Source organism: Pseudomonas sp. B329 (assembly GCF_023127835.1).
GTDB lineage: Bacteria > Pseudomonadota > Gammaproteobacteria > Pseudomonadales > Pseudomonadaceae > Aquipseudomonas > Aquipseudomonas synxantha_A.
The window spans coordinates 124,103-142,846 of record NZ_SPKP01000021.1; the positions used below are offsets into that span (position 1 = coordinate 124,103).

General features: G+C 61.7%; 17 protein-coding genes. 4 read left to right on the forward strand and 13 right to left on the reverse strand.

Features of this window, described 5'->3' with window-relative positions; translation table 11 throughout:
- Window positions 1–135: 135 nt before the first annotated feature.
- On the forward strand, window positions 136–1,260 hold the full coding sequence (locus tag E4P00_RS12930) for a class I SAM-dependent methyltransferase (protein ID WP_078822376.1): 1,125 nt from the start codon (window positions 136–138) through the stop codon (window positions 1,258–1,260).
- 66 nt (window positions 1,261–1,326) lie between these two features.
- Here E4P00_RS12930 and E4P00_RS12935 read toward each other — a convergent pair whose 3' ends face one another.
- Genes E4P00_RS12935 through E4P00_RS12945 form a run of 3 tightly spaced genes read right to left on the reverse strand, consistent with a single transcriptional unit; the run spans window position 1,327 to window position 3,955 of the window.
- Window positions 1,327–1,494: a DUF2474 domain-containing protein gene (locus E4P00_RS12935; protein WP_078822377.1), complete on the reverse strand. Its 168-nt coding sequence runs from the start codon at window positions 1,492–1,494 to the stop codon at window positions 1,327–1,329.
- A 12-nt stretch (window positions 1,495–1,506) separates the two neighbouring features.
- Window positions 1,507–2,514 (reverse strand): cytochrome d ubiquinol oxidase subunit II, encoded by a 1,008-nt coding sequence (gene cydB / locus E4P00_RS12940; protein WP_005791627.1) that lies wholly within the window; start codon window positions 2,512–2,514, stop codon window positions 1,507–1,509.
- A gap of 1 nt (window position 2,515) precedes the next feature.
- The gene (locus E4P00_RS12945; protein WP_005791629.1) at window positions 2,516–3,955 is read right to left on the reverse strand and encodes a cytochrome ubiquinol oxidase subunit I; all 1,440 of its coding nucleotides are present in this window, start codon (window positions 3,953–3,955) and stop codon (window positions 2,516–2,518) included.
- A 316-nt stretch (window positions 3,956–4,271) separates the two neighbouring features.
- Between E4P00_RS12945 and E4P00_RS12950 the strand changes: the two genes are divergently transcribed.
- Window positions 4,272–5,510 (forward strand): MFS transporter, encoded by a 1,239-nt coding sequence (locus E4P00_RS12950; RefSeq protein WP_005791631.1) that lies wholly within the window; start codon window positions 4,272–4,274, stop codon window positions 5,508–5,510.
- A 137-nt stretch (window positions 5,511–5,647) separates the two neighbouring features.
- Here E4P00_RS12950 and E4P00_RS12955 read toward each other — a convergent pair whose 3' ends face one another.
- From E4P00_RS12955 to E4P00_RS12970, 4 genes are all read right to left on the reverse strand, one after another.
- Window positions 5,648–7,831, reverse strand: a complete 2,184-nt coding sequence (locus tag E4P00_RS12955; protein ID WP_248131666.1) for a xanthine dehydrogenase family protein molybdopterin-binding subunit — start codon at window positions 7,829–7,831, stop codon at window positions 5,648–5,650.
- Entirely contained in the window at window positions 7,828–8,817 is a 990-nt protein-coding gene (locus E4P00_RS12960) for a xanthine dehydrogenase family protein subunit M (RefSeq protein ID WP_248131667.1), read from the reverse strand. The genes E4P00_RS12955 and E4P00_RS12960 overlap by 4 nt, the downstream gene beginning before the upstream one ends.
- Window positions 8,814–9,338: a (2Fe-2S)-binding protein gene (locus tag E4P00_RS12965; protein WP_248131669.1), complete on the reverse strand. Its 525-nt coding sequence runs from the start codon at window positions 9,336–9,338 to the stop codon at window positions 8,814–8,816. Before E4P00_RS12965 ends, E4P00_RS12960 begins: the two co-directional genes overlap by 4 nt.
- Before the next feature lie 96 nt (window positions 9,339–9,434).
- A complete protein-coding gene (locus tag E4P00_RS12970; protein WP_005791635.1) occupies window positions 9,435–9,881 on the reverse strand; it encodes a DUF4879 domain-containing protein in 447 nt (148 codons plus the stop codon).
- 188 nt (window positions 9,882–10,069) lie between these two features.
- Between E4P00_RS12970 and E4P00_RS12975 the strand changes: the two genes are divergently transcribed.
- The gene (locus E4P00_RS12975; RefSeq protein WP_005791636.1) at window positions 10,070–11,365 is read left to right on the forward strand and encodes an NCS2 family permease; all 1,296 of its coding nucleotides are present in this window, start codon (window positions 10,070–10,072) and stop codon (window positions 11,363–11,365) included.
- Window positions 11,362–12,441 (forward strand): tRNA (uridine(54)-C5)-methyltransferase TrmA, encoded by a 1,080-nt coding sequence (gene trmA, locus E4P00_RS12980; protein ID WP_078822381.1) that lies wholly within the window; start codon window positions 11,362–11,364, stop codon window positions 12,439–12,441. The genes E4P00_RS12975 and trmA overlap by 4 nt, the downstream gene beginning before the upstream one ends.
- Window positions 12,442–12,511: 70 nt before the next feature.
- On the opposite strand, the gene E4P00_RS12985 is transcribed toward trmA, so the two are convergent.
- From E4P00_RS12985 to E4P00_RS13010, 6 genes are all read right to left on the reverse strand, one after another.
- Window positions 12,512–12,976: a DUF2442 domain-containing protein gene (locus E4P00_RS12985; RefSeq protein ID WP_248131671.1), complete on the reverse strand. Its 465-nt coding sequence runs from the start codon at window positions 12,974–12,976 to the stop codon at window positions 12,512–12,514.
- A complete protein-coding gene (locus E4P00_RS12990) occupies window positions 12,973–13,401 on the reverse strand; it encodes a DUF4160 domain-containing protein (protein WP_032879383.1) in 429 nt (142 codons plus the stop codon). Before E4P00_RS12990 ends, E4P00_RS12985 begins: the two co-directional genes overlap by 4 nt.
- Before the next feature lie 135 nt (window positions 13,402–13,536).
- Window positions 13,537–14,865, reverse strand: a complete 1,329-nt coding sequence (locus E4P00_RS12995) for a TolC family outer membrane protein (RefSeq protein ID WP_248131673.1) — start codon at window positions 14,863–14,865, stop codon at window positions 13,537–13,539.
- Window positions 14,862–16,187, reverse strand: coding sequence for an HlyD family type I secretion periplasmic adaptor subunit (locus E4P00_RS13000; protein ID WP_216092136.1), 1,326 nt, complete (start codon window positions 16,185–16,187; stop codon window positions 14,862–14,864). Before E4P00_RS13000 ends, E4P00_RS12995 begins: the two co-directional genes overlap by 4 nt.
- Window positions 16,184–17,932, reverse strand: coding sequence for a type I secretion system permease/ATPase (locus E4P00_RS13005; RefSeq protein ID WP_248131675.1), 1,749 nt, complete (start codon window positions 17,930–17,932; stop codon window positions 16,184–16,186). Before E4P00_RS13005 ends, E4P00_RS13000 begins: the two co-directional genes overlap by 4 nt.
- A 170-nt stretch (window positions 17,933–18,102) precedes the next feature.
- On the reverse strand, window positions 18,103–18,723 hold the full coding sequence (locus E4P00_RS13010) for a heme acquisition protein HasA (protein ID WP_005791641.1): 621 nt from the start codon (window positions 18,721–18,723) through the stop codon (window positions 18,103–18,105).
- Between the last annotated feature and the right edge of the window lie 21 nt (window positions 18,724–18,744).

An 18,744-nucleotide genomic window follows, 5' to 3' on the forward strand; every position in this document is an offset into this window, starting at 1 on the left:
AAACACCCCATGTCATTGCGTAAAAAAAAACGTAACATTTACGGTCAATTCTGAGTGTTGATGCCACCCCCTTCAGCGGGTCGCTTCGCCGTTCACTCAGACGGTTCCGTCGATTACCCAGAGCATTCTTCCCCCATGCCCCTGCTTGACAGCCCCTTCGCCCAGCTCGATCTGATTCGTCAGCCAGAGCAACACAATGATCCGCTGCAAGCCTTCGATGCCGCCGACGAGTACCTGCTCAACCACCTTGGCGCACAGCAACCCAATGCGCTGACCCGCGTGCTGGTACTCAATGACAGCTTCGGCGCCCTCGCGGCCAGCCTTGCGGGCCAGATGTTGGTGACCTCCAGCGGCGACTCGTTCCTCGCCGCCCAAGCCCTGGAGAAAAACCTGGTGCGCAACGGCAAGGCGTTTGATGCCGTGCCATTCGTACCCGCCAGTACCGCGCCGGTGGGGCCCTTCGATCGGGTGCTGATCCGTGTGCCAAAAACCCTGGCGCTGCTGGAAGAACAGTTGATCCGCCTGCAAGGGCAATTGGCGCCGGGCGCCGAGGTGATCGCCGGGGCGATGGTCAAGCACTTGCCCCGCGCCGCCGGTGAACTGCTGGAGCGTTACATCGGGCCGATGCACGCGACGCTTGCGGTCAAAAAGGCGCGATTGCTGATCGCCACCGTGGCAGATCGTCCTGTCGCCGTCTCGCCCTATCCCACCCGCTACAGGCTGGACGCGCCAGCCATCGAGTTGCTCAACCACGCCAACGTTTTCTGCCGCGAGGGCCTGGACATCGGCACCCGCGCCTTCCTGCCGCACCTGCCGAAAAACCTTGGCAGCGCCCGCGTGGCAGACCTGGGCTGCGGCAATGGCGTATTGGCGATTGCCAGCGCTCTGCAAAACCCCGACGCGCAGTACACGTTGGTGGATGAGTCCTATATGGCCGTGCAATCGGCGGCTGAAAACTGGCAAGCCGCTCTGGGCAATCGCGACGTTATTGTACGTGCCGATGACGGCCTGGCCGGTCAGGAGGCGCAATCGTTGGACGTGGTGCTGTGCAACCCACCGTTTCATCAACAACAAGTGGTGGGTGACTTCCTCGCCTGGCGCATGTTCCAGCAGGCACGCGAAGCCCTGGTAGTGGGCGGCGCGTTGTATATCGTGGGTAATCGCCACCTGGGCTACCACAGCAAGTTGGCGCGATTGTTCCGTGGCGTCGAACAAGTGGCGGCCACACCAAAGTTCGTCATCCTCAAAGCGCGCAAATAAAAAAGCCCTGCCCTTCCAATAGAAGAGCAGGGCTTGCCTCTCACGCTGGCAGGCCGGTTCGGTATGTCAGTGCGTGGTCAGGCCCGCCGCATTCATGAACATGCGCATCAGGCTGGCCACCACGAACAGGGCCAGCACGCTGCCCACCCAGATCCCCGCCAGCCATCCCAGGCGCCGCCACAATGGCTGCTTCTCGGCCTGTTCAATCTCGTGCAGTGAAGGTTTACCGGACATGTTTCAACCCTCCTAGTGGTAGCCGTCTTCGTGGGTGACCTTGCCGCGGAACACGTAGTAGCTCCAGAAGGTATAACCCAGGATGAACGGGATGATGAACAACGTGCCCACCAGCATGAAGCCCTGGCTTTGCGGCGGTGCCGCAGCGTCCCAGATCGACACGGACGGCGGGATGATATTGGGCCACAGGCTGATGCCCAGGCCGCTGTAGCCCAGGAAGATCAACACCAGTGTCAGCAGGAACGGCGTGTAGTGCGCATGACGGGCCACGGCGCGGAACAGTCCGTACATCGTGACCAATACCAGAACCGGCACCGGCAGGAACCAGAACAGGTTCGGCAAGGTGAACCAGCGCGAAGCGATTTCCGGGTGGGTCAGCGGCGTCCAGATACTGACGATACCGATCACCGCCAACACCACGAAAGCCAACGGCCGCGCCAGGTTATGCATCTGCTCCTGCAACTTGCCCTCGGTCTTCATGATCAGCCAGGTGCAGCCGAGCAAGGCATAGGCCACGATCAGCGCCACGCCGCAGAACATCGTGAACGGTGTGAGCCAGTCCAGTGAACCACCGGCAAACTGGCGGTCCACCACCGGGATGCCATCGATAAAGGCGCCCAACGCCACGCCCTGGAAGAAGGTTGCTGCCAGCGAGCCACCGATAAACGCCTTGTCCCACAGGTGACGCTTGTGGTCCTTGGCCTTGAAACGGAACTCAAAGGCCACGCCGCGGAAGATCAGCCCGATCAGCATCAGGATCAGCGGCAGATACAACGCCGACAACACCACCGAATACGCCAGCGGGAACGCGCCAAACAACGCCGCGCCGCCGAGTACCAGCCAGGTTTCGTTGCCGTCCCATACAGGGGCCACGGTGTTCATCATCACGTCACGGTCGACTTTGCCGGGGATAAACGGAAAGAGGATGCCGATACCCAGGTCGAAGCCGTCCATGACCACATACATCATGATGCCGAAGATGATGATCACGGCCCAGATCAGCGGAAGATCAATACCCATCTCAATTCCCCTTGTGCTGGATGTGGTCGTGGTCGTTATCGCTGCCATCGTCGGCGGCAGACAACGGACGCGCCGGGGTGCGTTTCTGACCAGGGCCACCATGGGCCGGTTCGGTACTGTCGTGAGTCACAGGGCCCTTGCGCACCAGGCGCATCATGTAACCCAGGCCTGCGCCGAACAGCGCGAAGTACACCACCACGAACAACACCAGGGTAATGGTCATCTGCGCCAGGCTATGCCCGGACGAGGCATCTGCGGTGCGCATCAGCCCGTAGACCACCCAAGGCTGGCGGCCGATTTCAGTGGTGAACCAACCAGCAAGAATCGCAATCAGCCCGGACGGGCCCATCCACAGCGCCAGGTACAGGAACGGTTTGGAGGTGTACATTTTGTCGCCACGGCGCAGCCACAGGCTGAACAGACCGGTGAAGATCATCAGGAAACCCAAGCCAACCATGACCCGGAACGACCAGAACACGATGGTCGAGTTGGGGCGGTCCTCAGGCGGGAACTCCTTGAGGGCCGGCACCTGCTTGTCCAGGGAGTGGGTCAGGATCAGGCTGCCCAGGTACGGGATCTCGACCGCATACTTGGTCTTCTCGGCTTTCATGTCCGGCCAGCCGAACAGGATCAATGGCGTCGGCTCGTTGCCGATGTTTTCCCAGTGGCCTTCAATCGCGGCGATTTTTGCCGGTTGATGCTTGAGGGTATTGAGGCCATGGAAGTCACCGATCACCGCCTGGATGGGCGCGACAATCAGCGCCATCCACATCGCCATGGAGAGCATTTTGCGGATCGCCGGGTTGTCTTTGCCGCGCAGCAAATGCCAGGCCGCCGACGAGCCGACGAAGAATGCCGTGGCAACAAATGCAGCCGTGGCCATGTGCATCAGGCGATAGGGGAACGAAGGGTTGAAGATCACCGCCAGCCAATCGGTGGGAATCACCCGGCCATCAATGATTTCAAAGCCCTGTGGCGTTTGCATCCAACTGTTGGAGGCGAGAATCCAGAACGTGGAGATCAACGTCCCCACGGCCACCATCACCGTGGAGAAAAAGTGCAGCTTGCGCCCCACCTTGTTCCAGCCGAACAGCATCACACCGAGGAAACCGGCCTCAAGGAAGAAGGCCGTGAGCACTTCGTACGTCAGCAATGGCCCGGTGACAGCACCGGCGAAGTCCGAGAAACGGCTCCAGTTGGTGCCGAACTGATAGGCCATGACCAAGCCGGAGACCACACCCATGCCGAAGTTGACGGCAAAGATCTTCGACCAGAAATGGTAGAGGTCACGGTAGGTATCGTTATGAGTCTTGAGCCACAAGCCTTCCAGCACCGCAAGGTAACTGGCCAGGCCGATGGTGATCGCCGGGAACAGGATGTGAAACGAGATGGTGAACGCGAATTGAATTCGGGCGAGATCTAGCGCCTCCAAACCGAACATAAGTCTTCCTCTGTCAGGTAATACCGGCTGCTGGCTGGGAGCCTGCACCCACTGCCCCCACGGATATGGAGTGTGGCGAATTTCAATTCGTTTCTTTTTTTACCCATCTCGTGGGGATTCTGGCCTTGCGGCCGCCAGAGCAATTCCGGGGCAGGTTTTGATCTGGATCAAGCATCGTTGAAAGAGTAGTCCCATTTTTGCTGTAGGACTGTGTGGTCTTTTGCCGCGTGACAGCTTGCCTCAGCCCTGTTCTTGCAACTATTTGTTACAGCTTGATGCTAATCTCGCCATTCCCCCGTTGCCGACCTGATTGCCGATGCCCAGTGAACCCGCGTTGCTGTTACGTCACCACCGCCCTTTCATCGCGTTCTGGCTGGCGCGGATCTTTACCGCCAGCGGTTTCCAGATGCTCACCGTGGCGATCGGCTGGAACCTCTACCAACTGACCGGCAACGTGCTGGACCTGGGGCTGGTTGGCCTGGTGGAATTCGTACCGCGCGTGCTGTTCATGCTGCACACCGGGCATGTAGCCGATCGCTATGAGCGACGCAGGGTCGCCGCCATTTGCCAGACGTTACAGGCGCTGATTGCCTTGTCCCTGGCCATCGGCGGCCTGACCGGCAACGTGACCCGCGAGATGATCTTTATCCTAGCCTTCCTGCTGGGCGCTGCGCGCTCATTTGAAATGCCCACCACCCAGGCGCTGCTGCCGAGCATCGTGCCCAGCGCGTTGTTCCCACGGGCCGTGGCGGCATCGCAATCGGCCCAGCAACTGGCGACCATCGTCGCACCCGCCGTTGGCGGTTTGCTCTACGCGTTTGGTAGCGTGTGGGTGTACGGGCCGACCGTGGCGCTGTACCTGATTGCCTGCGTCCTGACCTTGAACCTGCCCGCCCGTCAGACGCCGCTCAACAAAGCCAAGGCCACGATGGACTCGCTGCTGGCCGGCATCCGCTTTATCCGCAGCCGCCCGGACATCCTCGGCGCCATCTCCCTGGACCTGTTTGCCGTACTGCTGGGCGGCGCCACCGCGTTGCTGCCGGTGTTCGCCAAGGACATCCTGCTGACCGGCGCCTGGGGCCTGGGCCTGCTGCGTTCGGCACCGGCGGTGGGCGCCTTGCTGATGTCGCTGTGGCTGGCGCGGTTCTCGGTAGACCGCAAGGTAGGACGCGTGATGTTCACCGCCGTCGGCGTATTCGGCGTGGCGACCATTGCCTTCGGCCTCTCGACCTCGTTCTGGTTCTCCCTCGCAGTGCTGGTAGTGCTCGGCGCGGCGGACATGATCAGCATGGTGATCCGCGCGTCGTTCGTGCAACTGGAAACACCGGATGAGATGCGTGGGCGAGTCAGCGCGGTCAATGGCCTGTTTATCGGTGCATCCAATCAACTGGGCGAGTTCGAATCCGGGATAACCGCTCATTGGTTCGGCACCGTGCCGGCGGTGGTGATGGGCGGGATCGGCACCCTGGTGGTGACCGGAGTATGGATCAAGTTGTTCCCGACCCTGGCCAATCGCGATCGTATGCATGTGCCGGTGGAAGAAACCAAGCCATAAGCTTAAGCGTTGTACCCTGTGGGAGCCGGGCTTGCCTGCGATAACGATGTATCAGGCAACTCTCTGGTGGCCGAGGCACCGCTATCGCAGGCAAGCCAGCTCCCACAGTTGGAGCTTCGGTGTTTGGAAGGCCGGTGCTAGAGCACTTTATCCAAGGTGATCGGAAACTCCCGCACCCGCTTGCCGGTGGCATGGTAAATCGCATTCGCCACTGCCGCCGCCACGCCGACAATGCCGATCTCCCCCACGCCCTTGGACCCTAGTGCATTGACCACATCGTCGTGTTCTTCGACAAACAGCACGTCAATCTCGCCGATATCGGCGTTCACCGGGATGTGGTACTCGGCCAGGCTGTGGTTCATGTAGCGTCCCAATTGATGGTCGACCTGGGTCTCTTCATGCAGCGCCATGCCAATGCCCCACACCACGCCGCCAAGGATCTGGCTGCGGGCCATCTTCGGGTTGACCACGCGCCCCGCAGCAATCGCGCTGACCACACGGCTGACCTTGATGGTGCCCAGGTCTTCATCCACCCGCACTTCGACGAACACCGCCGAGTGCGTAGCGCTGGCATAGCCCTCGCGCTTCTTGTCGGGCTCGCTGTCGACCTGTACCTGCAAGGCGTCTTCACCGCTGTCCTTGACCAGTTGCGCCAACGACACGCTCACGTCACCGCTGTGTAGCTGGCCGTCTTCAAACCGAACCGAATCGGCATCCTTGAATACCGGGTAAGTCTGCCGGGCGATCTCCAGCAATTTGGCATTCAGCGCTTCGCACGCTTGCTGTACGGCGGTGCCGACGGAAGACACGGTAAACGAACCGCCCTGCAACGGCGCCGTGGGCAATGACGAATCACCCAGTAGAAAGCTGATATCGGCCATCGCCACGCCACTGGCCTGAGAGGCAATCTGGGTCATCACCGTGTAGGTGCCCGTGCCAATGTCGGTGGTGGCACTGCTGACAGTGAGTTTGCCGCTGCTATCGATGCGTGCCTTGGCGCTGGCCTTCATCTGCATGGCTTCCCACACCCCACCGGCCATGCCCCAGCCGATCAACTGGCGACCGTCGCGCATACTGCGCGGTTCCGGGTTGCGCTGGCTCCAGCCGAAGCGTTCGGCGCCTTCGCTGTAGCATTCGCGCAGGGCTTTGCTCGACCAGGGTTTGCCTTCGTTCTGGTTGCGCTCGGCGTAATTGATCAGCCGCAGTTGCACCGGGTCGATGGCCAAGGCGCAGGCCAGTTCATCCATGGCACATTCCAGGCCGTTCACGCCCAGCGCAGCACCGGGGGCGCGCATGTCCAGCGGGGTAAAGACATCCAGCGGCACCAGCTTGTAGGTCAGTTGCACGTTGTCGCAGTGATAGAGCATGCCGCTCCACTCCACCACGTGCTCGCTGAAATCCTCGAAGCGCGAGGTCTGGCCAATCGCGGTATGCCCCAGGGCCAGCAAGCGCCCATTGGCGGCGGCACCCATCTGCAAACGCTGCAAAGTGCGTGGGCGATAGCCGAAGGTGAACATCTGCTGGCGAGTCAGGGTCACGCGCACCGACCGCTTGAGCGCCAGGGACGCCATCACTGCCAGTGGTAGTTGATACTGCGGGCGCAGGCCAGAACCGAAGGCGCCACCGACAAAGGCAGCAAAGATGCGCACCTGGCTTTTATCCAGGCCGAACACTTTTTGCACGTAGGCTTGGCAGTTCTGCGGGCCCTGGGTTTTGTCATGGATATGCAACGTGCCGTCCGGCTGATACAGCACGGTGCTGGCATGGGGCTCCATGGGGTTGTGGTGTTCGATGGGGGTGCTGTAATGCAGATCGAGGCTGATCGCCGCACCGGCCCACTCGGCCTGAAAGTTGCCGCGTGGCTCGGGCGGTGTCTGCGGTGAAGGGTAGGCCCGTTCCTGCTGGGTGAGCAGGTCCGTTTCGAAATCTTCAGGCGCGTATTCGATGTGCACCAGTGAACCGGCGTGCCGGGCCAGTTCCAGGTTATCGGCGATCACCAGGGCCAGGGGCTGGCCGCTGTAAAGCACGCGGTCGTTGTACAGCGGGCGAAAGGGTGAGCCGTCGGCGGCATCATCATCCTGGAAGGCGTCGTCATAGCTGGCGATTCTGGGGCGATTGAGGTGATCAATGACCTCGACCACGCCGGGCAAGGCCAGGGCCCTGGAGGCATCAATCTTGATAACGCGGCCTTTGGCGATGGTGCTGGAGACGACACTGCCATGCAGCAGGCCATCCTCAGGGAACTCACCGGCATAGCGCGCCTGGCCTGTGACCTTGAGCAGACCGTCGACACGGTCCAGGGGTTTGCCGATGGCACTCATGGCTGTTCTCCTGCGACAGCGGCGTCGCTCAAGGCACGGATGATTGCGCGTCGTGCCAGTTTGATCTTGAAGCCGTTGTGCTCCAGCGGCTCGGCGTCTTGCAATAGGGCATCGGCAGCGTTGCTGAAGGTTTCGCGGCTGACGGTCTGACCGATCAATGCCGCTTCCACTGCGCGGTCGCGCCAGGGTTTGTGCGCCACGCCGCCAAGGGCCAGGCGCGCATCGATGATGGTGTCGCCGTCCAGTTCCAGCGCCGCAGCCACCGACACCAAAGCAAAGGCATACGAGGCCCGGTCGCGGATTTTCAGGTAGTGGCTGTGCCGGGCCAGATGGTCGGCAGGCAGTTCGATCGCGGTGATCAGTTCGTCATCGGCCAATTGGTTGTCGCGCTGTGGCGCATCGCCGGGCAGACGGTGGAAATCGGCGAACTCGATGACACGTGCCCCCCCACGCCCTTCTACATGCACCCGTGCCTGGAGCGCCGCCAGGGCCACGCACATGTCCGAGGGATGCGTGGCCACGCACTGCTCACTGGCGCCAAGGATCGCATGGATGCGATTCAACCCCGTACGCGCCGGGCAGCCGCTACCGGGCTCGCGCTTGTTGCACGACACCGTAGCGTCATAGAAGTAGTAGCAGCGGGTGCGCTGCAACAGGTTGCCACCGGTACTGGCCATGTTGCGCAATTGCGGCGAGGCCCCCGCCAGGATCGCTTGGGACAACAATGGGTAACGCTGTTCGATCAGCGGGTGCCAGGCCAGGTCGGCATTGCTCACCAACGCGCCGATCCGCACGCCGCCGTCGGCGGTTTCTTCAACCTCGTGCAAGGGCAAACCAGTGATATCGATCAAATGTTCCGGGCGGCTGATGTTTTCTTTCATCAAGTCCAGCAGGTTGGTACCACCGGCAATGAAGCGCGAGGCCGCGTTGCTCAGGTGCACCGCCTCTTGAACATCGGCAGGCTTGCTGTAGTGGAAGGGGTTCATTGTTCACCTCCCGAGCGGTGGCACACCGGCAGCGCCTCTTCGATGGCGTCGCGGATATTGCTGTAGGCACCGCAGCGGCACAGGTTGCCGCTCATCAGTTCCTGGATCTGCGCACGGTCGTGGGCGCGGCCTTCATTGGCCAGGCCCACGGCGGAACAGATCTGGCCGGGGGTGCAATAGCCGCACTGGAAGGCGTCATGCTTGATGAAGGCTTGCTGCATGGGGTGCAACTGGTCGCCTTCGGCCAGCCCTTCGATGGTGGTCAACTCGGCGCCGTCGCACATCACGGCCAGGGTCAGGCAGGCATTTACGCGCTTGCCGTCACGCAATACGGTGCAGGCACCGCACTGACCGTGGTCGCAGCCCTTTTTGCTGCCGACCAGGTCCAGCTGCTCGCGCAGCAGGTCGAGCAAGGTGGTCCAGGGCAGCACATCCAGTTGGCGCGGCTGGCCGTTGAGTGTCATGCGTATCGGGTAGCGGGCAAACGGCTGGGCCGCCGCGCCATTGGGGTTTGCGCTCATAAACACCTCACGGGTTGAAGTACATCCGCGGCGTTCAGGAAAATCGCCGTCTTAGGGGTACGACTTCCCGGGATTTTGAGCGTTCAAGATGATTGATCAGCGGATATTGAGCTGGGCTTTCAAGGTGTTTTGCGGGGGGTTGATCGAGGTATTGGTGAATTCGAACCAGCCCTGGGCCTGGACATTCAGGTCGAACACATAGATGTAGCCCATCAAGGTGCCCACGCCGTTGCACGCCTCACTGATGTTGCCCACCTGGCACACCGCCGTGCGTTGCCCGTTCAACTCTGCGCCATTGAAGCGGCCCATCGGGCTGTTGCCCAGGCCGACTTCCATGACCGACACCTGGGTGGGCCCACGGTGTTCGCACATCTGGGTGGTGTTCACCCGTTCGGGGATGGTTTCGCTGCATTTTGCCGATTCCACCTTGAACACCCGCACCTCGCTCAACGCCGGTGCAGCCGCGCCCCACGCCGGTGCTGCGCCCAGCCACAGGCTGATACTGGCGATCAGAGCTAGACTCCACGCGTTGGCTTTTTTCATGCTGGCAATGACCCGGTATTGAACGTCGGCGCAGTATGCCTCAAGGCCATGCGCCACACAGCCTCGGCTGCTGGTATGATGCGCCGCTTTTTCCGATCCTCTCTGAAACCACAGGCGCTTGGCGCAGTTTGTGCTTTGACTTAGAGGTCAACAAATAACGACGCACAATAGCGTCACAGGGAGCCGGCATGCTGGAAAAGCTGTTTCAACTCAAAGCCCACAACACCAATGTGCGCACCGAGATTCTTGCGGGGATCACCACCTTCCTGGCCATGGCCTACATCCTGTTCGTGAACCCGAGCATCCTCGGCGAGACCGGCATGGACAAAGGTGCGGTGTTTGTCGCGACCTGCCTGGCGGCGGCCATCGGTTCCACCGTGATGGGCCTGATCGCCAACTACCCGATTGCGCTGGCGCCGGGCATGGGCCTCAACGCGTTCTTCACCTACACCGTGGTCCTGCACATGGGCCACACCTGGCAGGTGGCGCTGGGCGCGGTGTTCATTTCGGCGGTGCTGTTCTTCCTGCTGTCGATCTTCCGCATCCGCGAGTGGATCATCAACGCCATCCCACTGCCTCTGCGCTCGGCAATTGCTGCCGGTATCGGCCTGTTCCTGGCGCTGATTGCCCTGCATAACGCCGGGATCGTGGTCGCCAACCCGGCCACCCTGGTGGGCCTGGGCGACTTGAAACAACCGGCGCCAATCCTGGCGACGCTGGGTTTCGTCCTGATCGTCGCGCTCGAAGCCCTGGCCGTACGCGGTGCGGTGCTGATCGGTATCCTGGCGGTGACCATCGCCTCCATCGTATTGGGCTTCACACCCTTCATCGGGGTGACCTCGGTGCCACCCTCGCTGGCTCCGACGTTCCTGCAGCTGGATATCAAGGGCGCGCTGGATATCGGCCTGGTCAGCGTGATCTTCGCCTTCCTGTTCGTCGACCTGTTCGATAACTCCGGCACCCTGATCGGCGTCGCCAAGCGCGCCGGCCTGATGGGCAAGGACGGCCATATGCCGAAAATGGGCCGTGCGCTGATCGCCGACAGCACCGCCGCCATGGCCGGCTCGCTGCTGGGTACTTCCACCACCACCAGCTACATCGAATCGGCCGCAGGCGTGAGCGCCGGTGGCCGCACCGGCTTGACCGCCATCGTGGTCGCGATCCTGTTCCTGCTGGCGCTGTTCTTCTCGCCGCTGGCCGCCAGCGTGCCCGCGTATGCCACCGCGCCAGCCCTGCTGTTTGTAGCGGTGCTGATGAGCCAGGGCCTGGCCGAAATCGACTGGGATGACATTACGGTTGCAGCGCCGGTGGTGATCACTGCCCTGGCGATGCCCTTCACTTACTCCATCGCCAATGGCATCGCCTTCGGTTTCATCGCCTGGACCGCCATCAAGCTGCTTTCGGGCCGCTACCGTGAGCTGAACCCGGCACTGGTAATCCTGTCGATTCTGTTTGTGATCAAGCTGGGCTGGTTCAACGCATGACTTTTGACGCCGCAAGCTACACCGCTCAACTGCAAGACAAGGTCACGCGTTTGCGTGACCTGCTGGCACCCTTCGACGCGCCCGAACCGCAGGTCTTCGATTCGCCCTTGCAAAACTTCCGCCTGCGCGCGGAGTTCCGCCTGTGGCGCGAAGGCGGTGATCGCCATTACGCAATGTTTTCCCAGGACGACAAGCGCACGCCGATCCTGATCGAAGCGTTTCCGATTGCCAGCCAGCGCATCAACCAGTTGATGCCGCAACTCAAGGCCGCCTGGCAAGCCAGCGCCGCCCTGAGCCACAAGCTGTTTCAGGTGGAGTTCCTCACCACCCTGGCCGGCGACGCGATGATCACCCTGTGCTATCACCGCCCGCTGGACGAGCATTGGCACACCGCCGCGAACAAGCTGGCGGCTGAGCTGAATGTGAGCATCATCGGCCGCTCCAAGGGCAAGCGCGATGTGATCGGCCAGGACTACGTAGTGGAGAAACTCGAGGTCGGTGGCCGCACCTTCAGCTACCGCCAGCCCGAAGGCGCCTTCACCCAGCCCAACGGTACGGTGAACCAGAAGATGCTCAACTGGGCATTTGAAGCCTTGGGCGACCGCCCGGACGATTTGCTCGAACTCTACTGCGGCAACGGCAACTTCACCCTGCCGCTGGCCACTCGCGTGCGTAACGTGCTGGCCACCGAGATCAGCAAGACCTCGGTGAACGCGGCCTTGAGCAACCTCGATGAAAACGCGATCGGTAACGTCAAGTTGGTGCGCCTCTCCGCCGAGGAACTCACCGAGGCGCTCAATGAAGTGCGCCCATTCCGCCGCTTGCACGGCATCGACCTGAAAAGCTATGAGTTTGGCAGCGTATTCGTCGACCCGCCCCGCGCCGGCATGGACCCGGACACCTGCGAACTGACCCGGCGTTTCGACAATATCCTGTACATCTCCTGCAACCCGGAGACGTTGGCCGCCAACATCGCGCAACTGCATGACACGCACCGGATTACCCAATGTGCGATGTTCGACCAGTTCCCGTGGACGCACCATATGGAATCGGGTGTGTTGCTGACCCGCCGATAAAACCGCGGGGCATCGACCCAATAATGTGGGAGAGGGCTTGCTGTGGCGAGCCCCCTCCCACAGGGGTTACTCATGTGTCTGGTGTGTCTGGTGTTTCTGGTACGTCCTTGCGTGGCCGCCCGCCCTTCTTGCCATTGGCGCGGGCGGCGGCGGATTTGGCCGCGCTGCTTTTGCGACCATTGCGCGATGCCACCAGGCTGGTTGCCAGGTCCATCAGCGGCTGGCTTGTAGCGATCAGGCCGGTAATCGAAACGTCCAGGTCCTGAGCTTCACAGCTTATCGCTTTGCCACCGAACGTCACTTCCAGTTGCTGAAAGTCTTTCTCTGAAAACCCCTCGAACTCCGGAAGGCCAGCCACCGGCAACACCACGCGGCTGCCATCGCTGAAGCCGATGGAGAGGCAGTCGTTTTCATAACGCACATTGCTGGCGTTGGCGTACAGGCGCTTCAACCTGCGCCCTCGGGCGATTGCCTTGTCAACGTCGGCCTCAGTGAGAGGTACATAAGGTTTGACCTTAGCTTTTACGATCTTCATAAATTAATCCCCACGCAATCTGGCGCTCTTACCAGATTCAAAATAGTCCGTTGCTCGACAACGTCGTGCCGGGCGCTTGCGATGACGTAGACGCCCGGTCGAATGACCAACCCTGGAACCAACTCACCAGCGTCCCAATCCCAGGAATGATTCTCCAGACAAACCGTCTGCAGTTTTTCCCACCAAATCCTGCGTGCCCGCGCCAAGTAGTGCCGCTGCATGATCGCCTCGCGTATTTCCTTCAGTACCGACATGGGTGGCCGCCTCCGTTCAGGCTCTACGTCCCACAACTCAACATCCCCACCCAAAAAACTGAAGCGAAAGCGTGCATCCCATCCCTTGCCCCTGACATGCACATGGGGCGGGCAATGCTCATCCCTGATAAACACTGAAATCACGTAGCCTTTGTAAGCACCTACTCTCATCGTAACCCATCCGTTAGGTTATTTTCCGCCAGGTAACAATTTCCCTCTGCCACCCGACAACCGGCTCCTGATTCCCGAAGCTGTTTCACAGACTAGTAACCACAAAAAACCCGGCGAATGCCGGGTTGTAACCACTCATGCCGAGGGCTGGAAATACCCGGCCAACGCCCGCAAGTCCTGCTCGCTCAGCAACCCCGCGTAATACTTCAACTGAATGCGCGCCAGCAGGTACGCGTGGCGGGCATTGGCCAGGTCGCGGCGGGCGGTGAACAGCTGTTGTTCGGCGTCGAGTACATCAAGGTTGACCCGCTCGCCGCCACTGACGCTTTTCTTCGTGGCGCTCACCAGCGCCGTGGCGGAACTCACTGCCATTTCATAGGCCCGCACCTTGGCCGCGCCGCTGGTGTTGAGGTTGAATTGCTTGCGCAACTCCACCAAGGTTGCGGCGGTTTGCGCGTCCAGCTCGTATTGAGCCTGGGACAATTGGTTGGCCGCCTGACGGGTAGAGGCTGAGACCGAGCCACCGGCAAACAGCGGCAGGCTGATCTGAATGCCGACGCTGTTGGTGTCGTACTTCTGGTTGTAGCTGCTTTCTGAGTCGGAACTGGTTTTGCGACTGGTCGCGTACAGGCTGACCTTGGGCAAATGCCCGGCGCGCTTGCGCTCCACTTCATAAGAGGCCACGTCGAGCGCGTGGTGCTGGGACTTGAGTTCGGGGTTGTTGGCCATGGCTAGTTCACGCCAGGTTTCGAAACGGTTGGGCTCAAGCGGCGCGATCTCGAATGAGCTGGCCAGGGGTACCAGTTCTTCGATGTGCAGCGGCTGGCCGACAATGGCTTCCAACTCACGCAAAGCGCTGTCCTGGGCATCCACGGCTTCGATCTCTTCGGCCTGGGCCAGGCTTAGGCGCGCCTGGGTTTCGAGTACATCGGTCCGCGTGCCTTCACCGCCTTTGAGCAGGCGGTCATTGAGTTGCAGGCGCTCGGCAAACGCCCGTTTCTGGGCGCGGCTCAACTCGATGCGCTCTTGTGCCAGCAATGCCTGGCTGTAGGCGCTCAACACCCGCACGGCCAACTCCTGGCTCTTGCCGCGAAAGCGCTCGTCGGCCATCAACGCCTGGGCAGTGCCTTGGCGAAAACGCGCATAGGCTTCGTAATCGAGCAGCGGTTGCTGCAAGGTCAGGGCCGAGGCGTAGCTGCGGTAATTGCGGTCGCTGGTGACATTACCCACCGCCGTACTCTGGGTGACTTCGGACTCATTGCGCGAGTTGTTGTAGCTCCATGAAAGGTTCGGCAGCAACGCGGCTCGACCAATCACGCGGTTTTCTTCACCGGCCTCACGCTCCTGGATCGCCGCCTGAAAGGTCGGGTCGTTGCGTAGCGCCAACTCATACACATCCAACAGACCCAGGGCGTTTGCCGCTGGCGTGCAACTTAAACAGAGGGTGAACAACAACGCCTTCATTCTTCCACCAGGGCCATATGGGTACGGTCCAGCAAGGGTTTGAACAGGTAGTTGAGCATCGAGCGCTCGCCGGTCTTGACGAAGGTTTCCACCGGCATCCCCGGACGGATCTGCACGCCGTCCAGTTGCTGCATACCCGCTGCGCTGACCTGGGCCCGTAGCGTGTAATACGGCTCATCGGTACGCTCATCGACCTGGCGGTCGGCCGAGACCAACGTGACCTCGCCCGCCACCCGTGGCGTGGTGGATTGGTTGAATGCCGAAAACATCAACTCAACCGGCAAGCCCGGGTGCACCTTGTCGATCATCTGTACCGGCACCCGCGCCTCCACCCACAACGGCTCGCCCTGGGGCACGATGTCCATCAGGGCCTCACCGGGCTTGATCACGCCGCCCTCGGTGTATACCTGCAACCCCACCACCACGCCGGATGCCGGAGCACGAACCAGGCTGTTGGCCAGTTCGAACTCGGCGGAGGCCAGGCGATTGCGCAAGTCCTCGCTGCGGGTGCGAGTCTCGGCCAACTGGGTGCGCAGGTCTTTCTGGAAGTCTTCGCCCAACTGGCGGATGCGCAAACGCAACTCCAGCACCTGGCGCTGCAACTGGCCGATACGCCCGAAATCCTCAGCGATAGCGCCGTCGATTTGCGCATACAGCCGCTCGCTGTCGAGCAGGCGATTGCGTGGGATGTAGCCGTCACGCGCCAACTCGCGCAGGCCCTGAAGCTGCTCATTCAACGCCGCCCGCTGTTGCACTTTGCTCGCTTGGGAGGCCCGCGTGCCGCGCAACTGCGCCTCAAAGCCGGCGATGGTTTCGCGCAGGCCCGCCTGTTCGGTGGCCAGGGCCTGGGCACGGCTCTGGAATAACTGGCGTTGCAGGGTCAGGGTGTTTGCGACGTCGGGATCGGCCAGCAGCTCGGGGCCAAATGCAATGGCCGGCAAGCCTTCGCTCTCGGCACTCAAGCGCGCTTCGCTGGCCAGCGACGCCAGGTATTGGCTGCGCAGTGACTGCATCTGCCCGCGCAACGGTGTTTCTTTCAGGCGCAACAACACCTGGCCTGCGCGTACCCGGTCACCGTCACGCACTTCAATACGCTCCACGATCCCGCCCGCCGGGTGTTGCACCGTCTTGCGATGCCCCGACACCATGACCTTGCCCGGCACCGCCACGCCCTTGTCCAACGGTGCCAGCGCCGCCCAGCCAAGAAAGCCGGCAAAGCCTCCAAGCACCAGCCACCACCCCAGGCGCGAGTATTTTTTGTCATCCAGCGCCAGCACGTTGTGTGGCTGGTCGCTGATCAACGCAGGTTTGCTCTGGTTCATGCGGGTTTTCCTTCACCGAAGCGGTAGCTCATGCTCATGCTCGACACCGGCTTGCTGGCCACAGGTTTTTGCCGCGCCTCCAACACCCGCGCCGTCGGGCCGAACGCCTGCATCTGGCCGTCCTTGAGGATCAGCAACTGGTCGGTCAGGCTCAGCACATTGGGTTTGTGGGTGATCAGGATCAGGGTGCGGCGCTGTTGCTTGAGCTGGGCGATGGCTTGCAGCAGCGCCTGCTCGCCCACTTCGTCGAGGTTGGCATTGGGCTCATCCAGCACAATCAGCGCCGGTAGGCCGTACAGCGCACGCGCCAGGGCCACCCGTTGTTTTTGCCCGCCGGACAAGCCTGCGCCGCCCTCGCCCAGTTGCGTGTCGTAGCCTTGCGGCAGTTGCAGGATCAGCTCGTGCACGCCGGCCATTTGCGCCGCAGCGAGGACTTTGTCGGCCTCCACCGTTTCAAAACGCGCGATGTTTTGCGCAATGCTGCCCGCGAACAGCTGGATGTCCTGGGGCAAGTAACCGATATGCGGGCCCAGTTGCTGTTTGTCCCACACGGCCAGGTCGGCGCCATCCAAGCGCACCTTGCCGGCCAGCGGGGCCCAGGCCCCCACCAGCACCCGCGCCAGGGTGGACTTGCCGCAGCCCGAGGGGCCGATCACACCGAGCACGTCACCCGCCGGCAGGCTGAAGCCCAGGTTGGCCAGCGCGGGCCGGCGGCTGCCGGGGGCGCAGGCGCTGATCTGCTCCAGGCTTACCTGGCCCTTGGGCACTGGCAGGCTCATGCGTGCCGGTCGCGCCGGGTTATCCTGCAGCAACAACGACAAACGCTCATAGGCCAGGCGCGCCGAACCCCACTGCCTCCACACGCCGATCAACTGGTCGATGGGGCTGAGCACGCGCCCCATCAGGATCGACCCGGCAATCATCATCCCCGGCGTAATGTCGCCGTTGACCGCCAACCAGGCGCCCAAACCCAGCACCAGCGATTGCAGGGCCAGGCGTACGCCCTTGGACCAGGCTGTGACCACCGCAGTCTTTTCACTGGCCAGGTTCTGCTGCACCAGAAACGCCTGGTGCTGGCTGAACCAGCGCCCGCGCAGTGTGGCGAGCATACCCATGGCCTCGATGGTGTCGGCATTGCGCAGGTTGGCCGTGGCCTGCTGGCTGGCACTGATCGACAGTTGGCTGGCCAGTGCCATCGGCGCCTGGCTGACATGGTGGTTGGCCCACGCCAGCGCGATCAGCAGCAGCGCACCACCCAGCGCCAGCAGGCCCAGCCAAGGGTGGAACAGGAAGATCACCAGCAGGTACACCGGAAACCACGGCGCATCGAAAAAGGCGAACAGCGCCTGGCCGGTGGCGAACTGGCGCAAGGTGGTCAGGTCGTGCAGGGCCTGGCCCGCGGCCTGGGTGCCGCCCTTGAGTTGCGCTTCATAAGCGGCGTCGAACACCCGCTGGTTCAAACGCATGTCCATTTGCGTGCCGAGGCGAATCACCACTTGGCTGCGCACCCACTCCAACGCCCCCATCAAGGCGAACAGGCCGAGGATCATCAGCGTCAGCATCAGCAGGGTCATCTGGTTGCCGGAAGCCAATACCCGGTCGTACACCTGCAACATGTACAGCGCCGGGGCCAGCATCAGCAGGTTGATCACCGCTGAGAACAGGCCGATGTTGAAGAAGGCGCTTTTATAGGCCGTGAGTGCAGCCAGCATCTCATTCGCGCGCTTGGCACCGGGCCGAGTCATGGAGGTTGTCCCATTGAAGAGTCAAGCAAGGGCTCGCCCGGTGCGTTGACAGCACCTGCGGCGCACCCACAGAATTTGCCCCCGCCGCCGCCCTGGCCTTCGAAAACTCGGGCGGCGACGGGGTTTCAACCAAGCCGGTGAAGGCGTGAGCTTTCATCGGCTTTTTTGCATCAGGCGGCCAGGGCGAAGTCTTGCGGCGCATCCTGAATCCCGACCAGGCCCACATCGGCAGCGGCGAACGCAGCCGAATCCTGATGCGCCACACCGGCGGCGGCCAGTTGGTCGAAGGTGGAGTTGACCGACAGGCTTGGGTCGATGCCCTTGAGCAAGGTGTCAATTGCCGAGGCCAGCGCCGAACTGTCACCGCTCATCAGGCCGTACACGATTTTGTGCACCTGGCCGTCACGGCCTTCGGATTGCAGACTCGACAGGCCCAGGTTGGTGAAGCTGACTTCCTGGTTGGCGATGCTGTAGCCACCGCTGGTTGCGCCACCGGCAAGGGTATCGCCCAGGGTCAGGCCATCGAGCGAGCCCCACAGGGTGTGGGTCGGCGGATTGAACAAGGTGTAATGCAGGCTGCCTTCGGCAACCACTGCCGCATCACTGACGCTGCTCGAAACGCCATATTGGGTGCCGTCGAACGGCCCAGGATTGAAACCACCGGTGTTCACACCCTCTTTGACCGAACCTTCACGGTGGTTGAGATCACCGAAGTAGGCCGACCAATCGCTCAGGTACTGAGCGACGGTGTTGGCGGCGTAGGTCGTGCTGTATGAAATAGAAATGCTCATGCAAAACTCCAAGTCATTGGG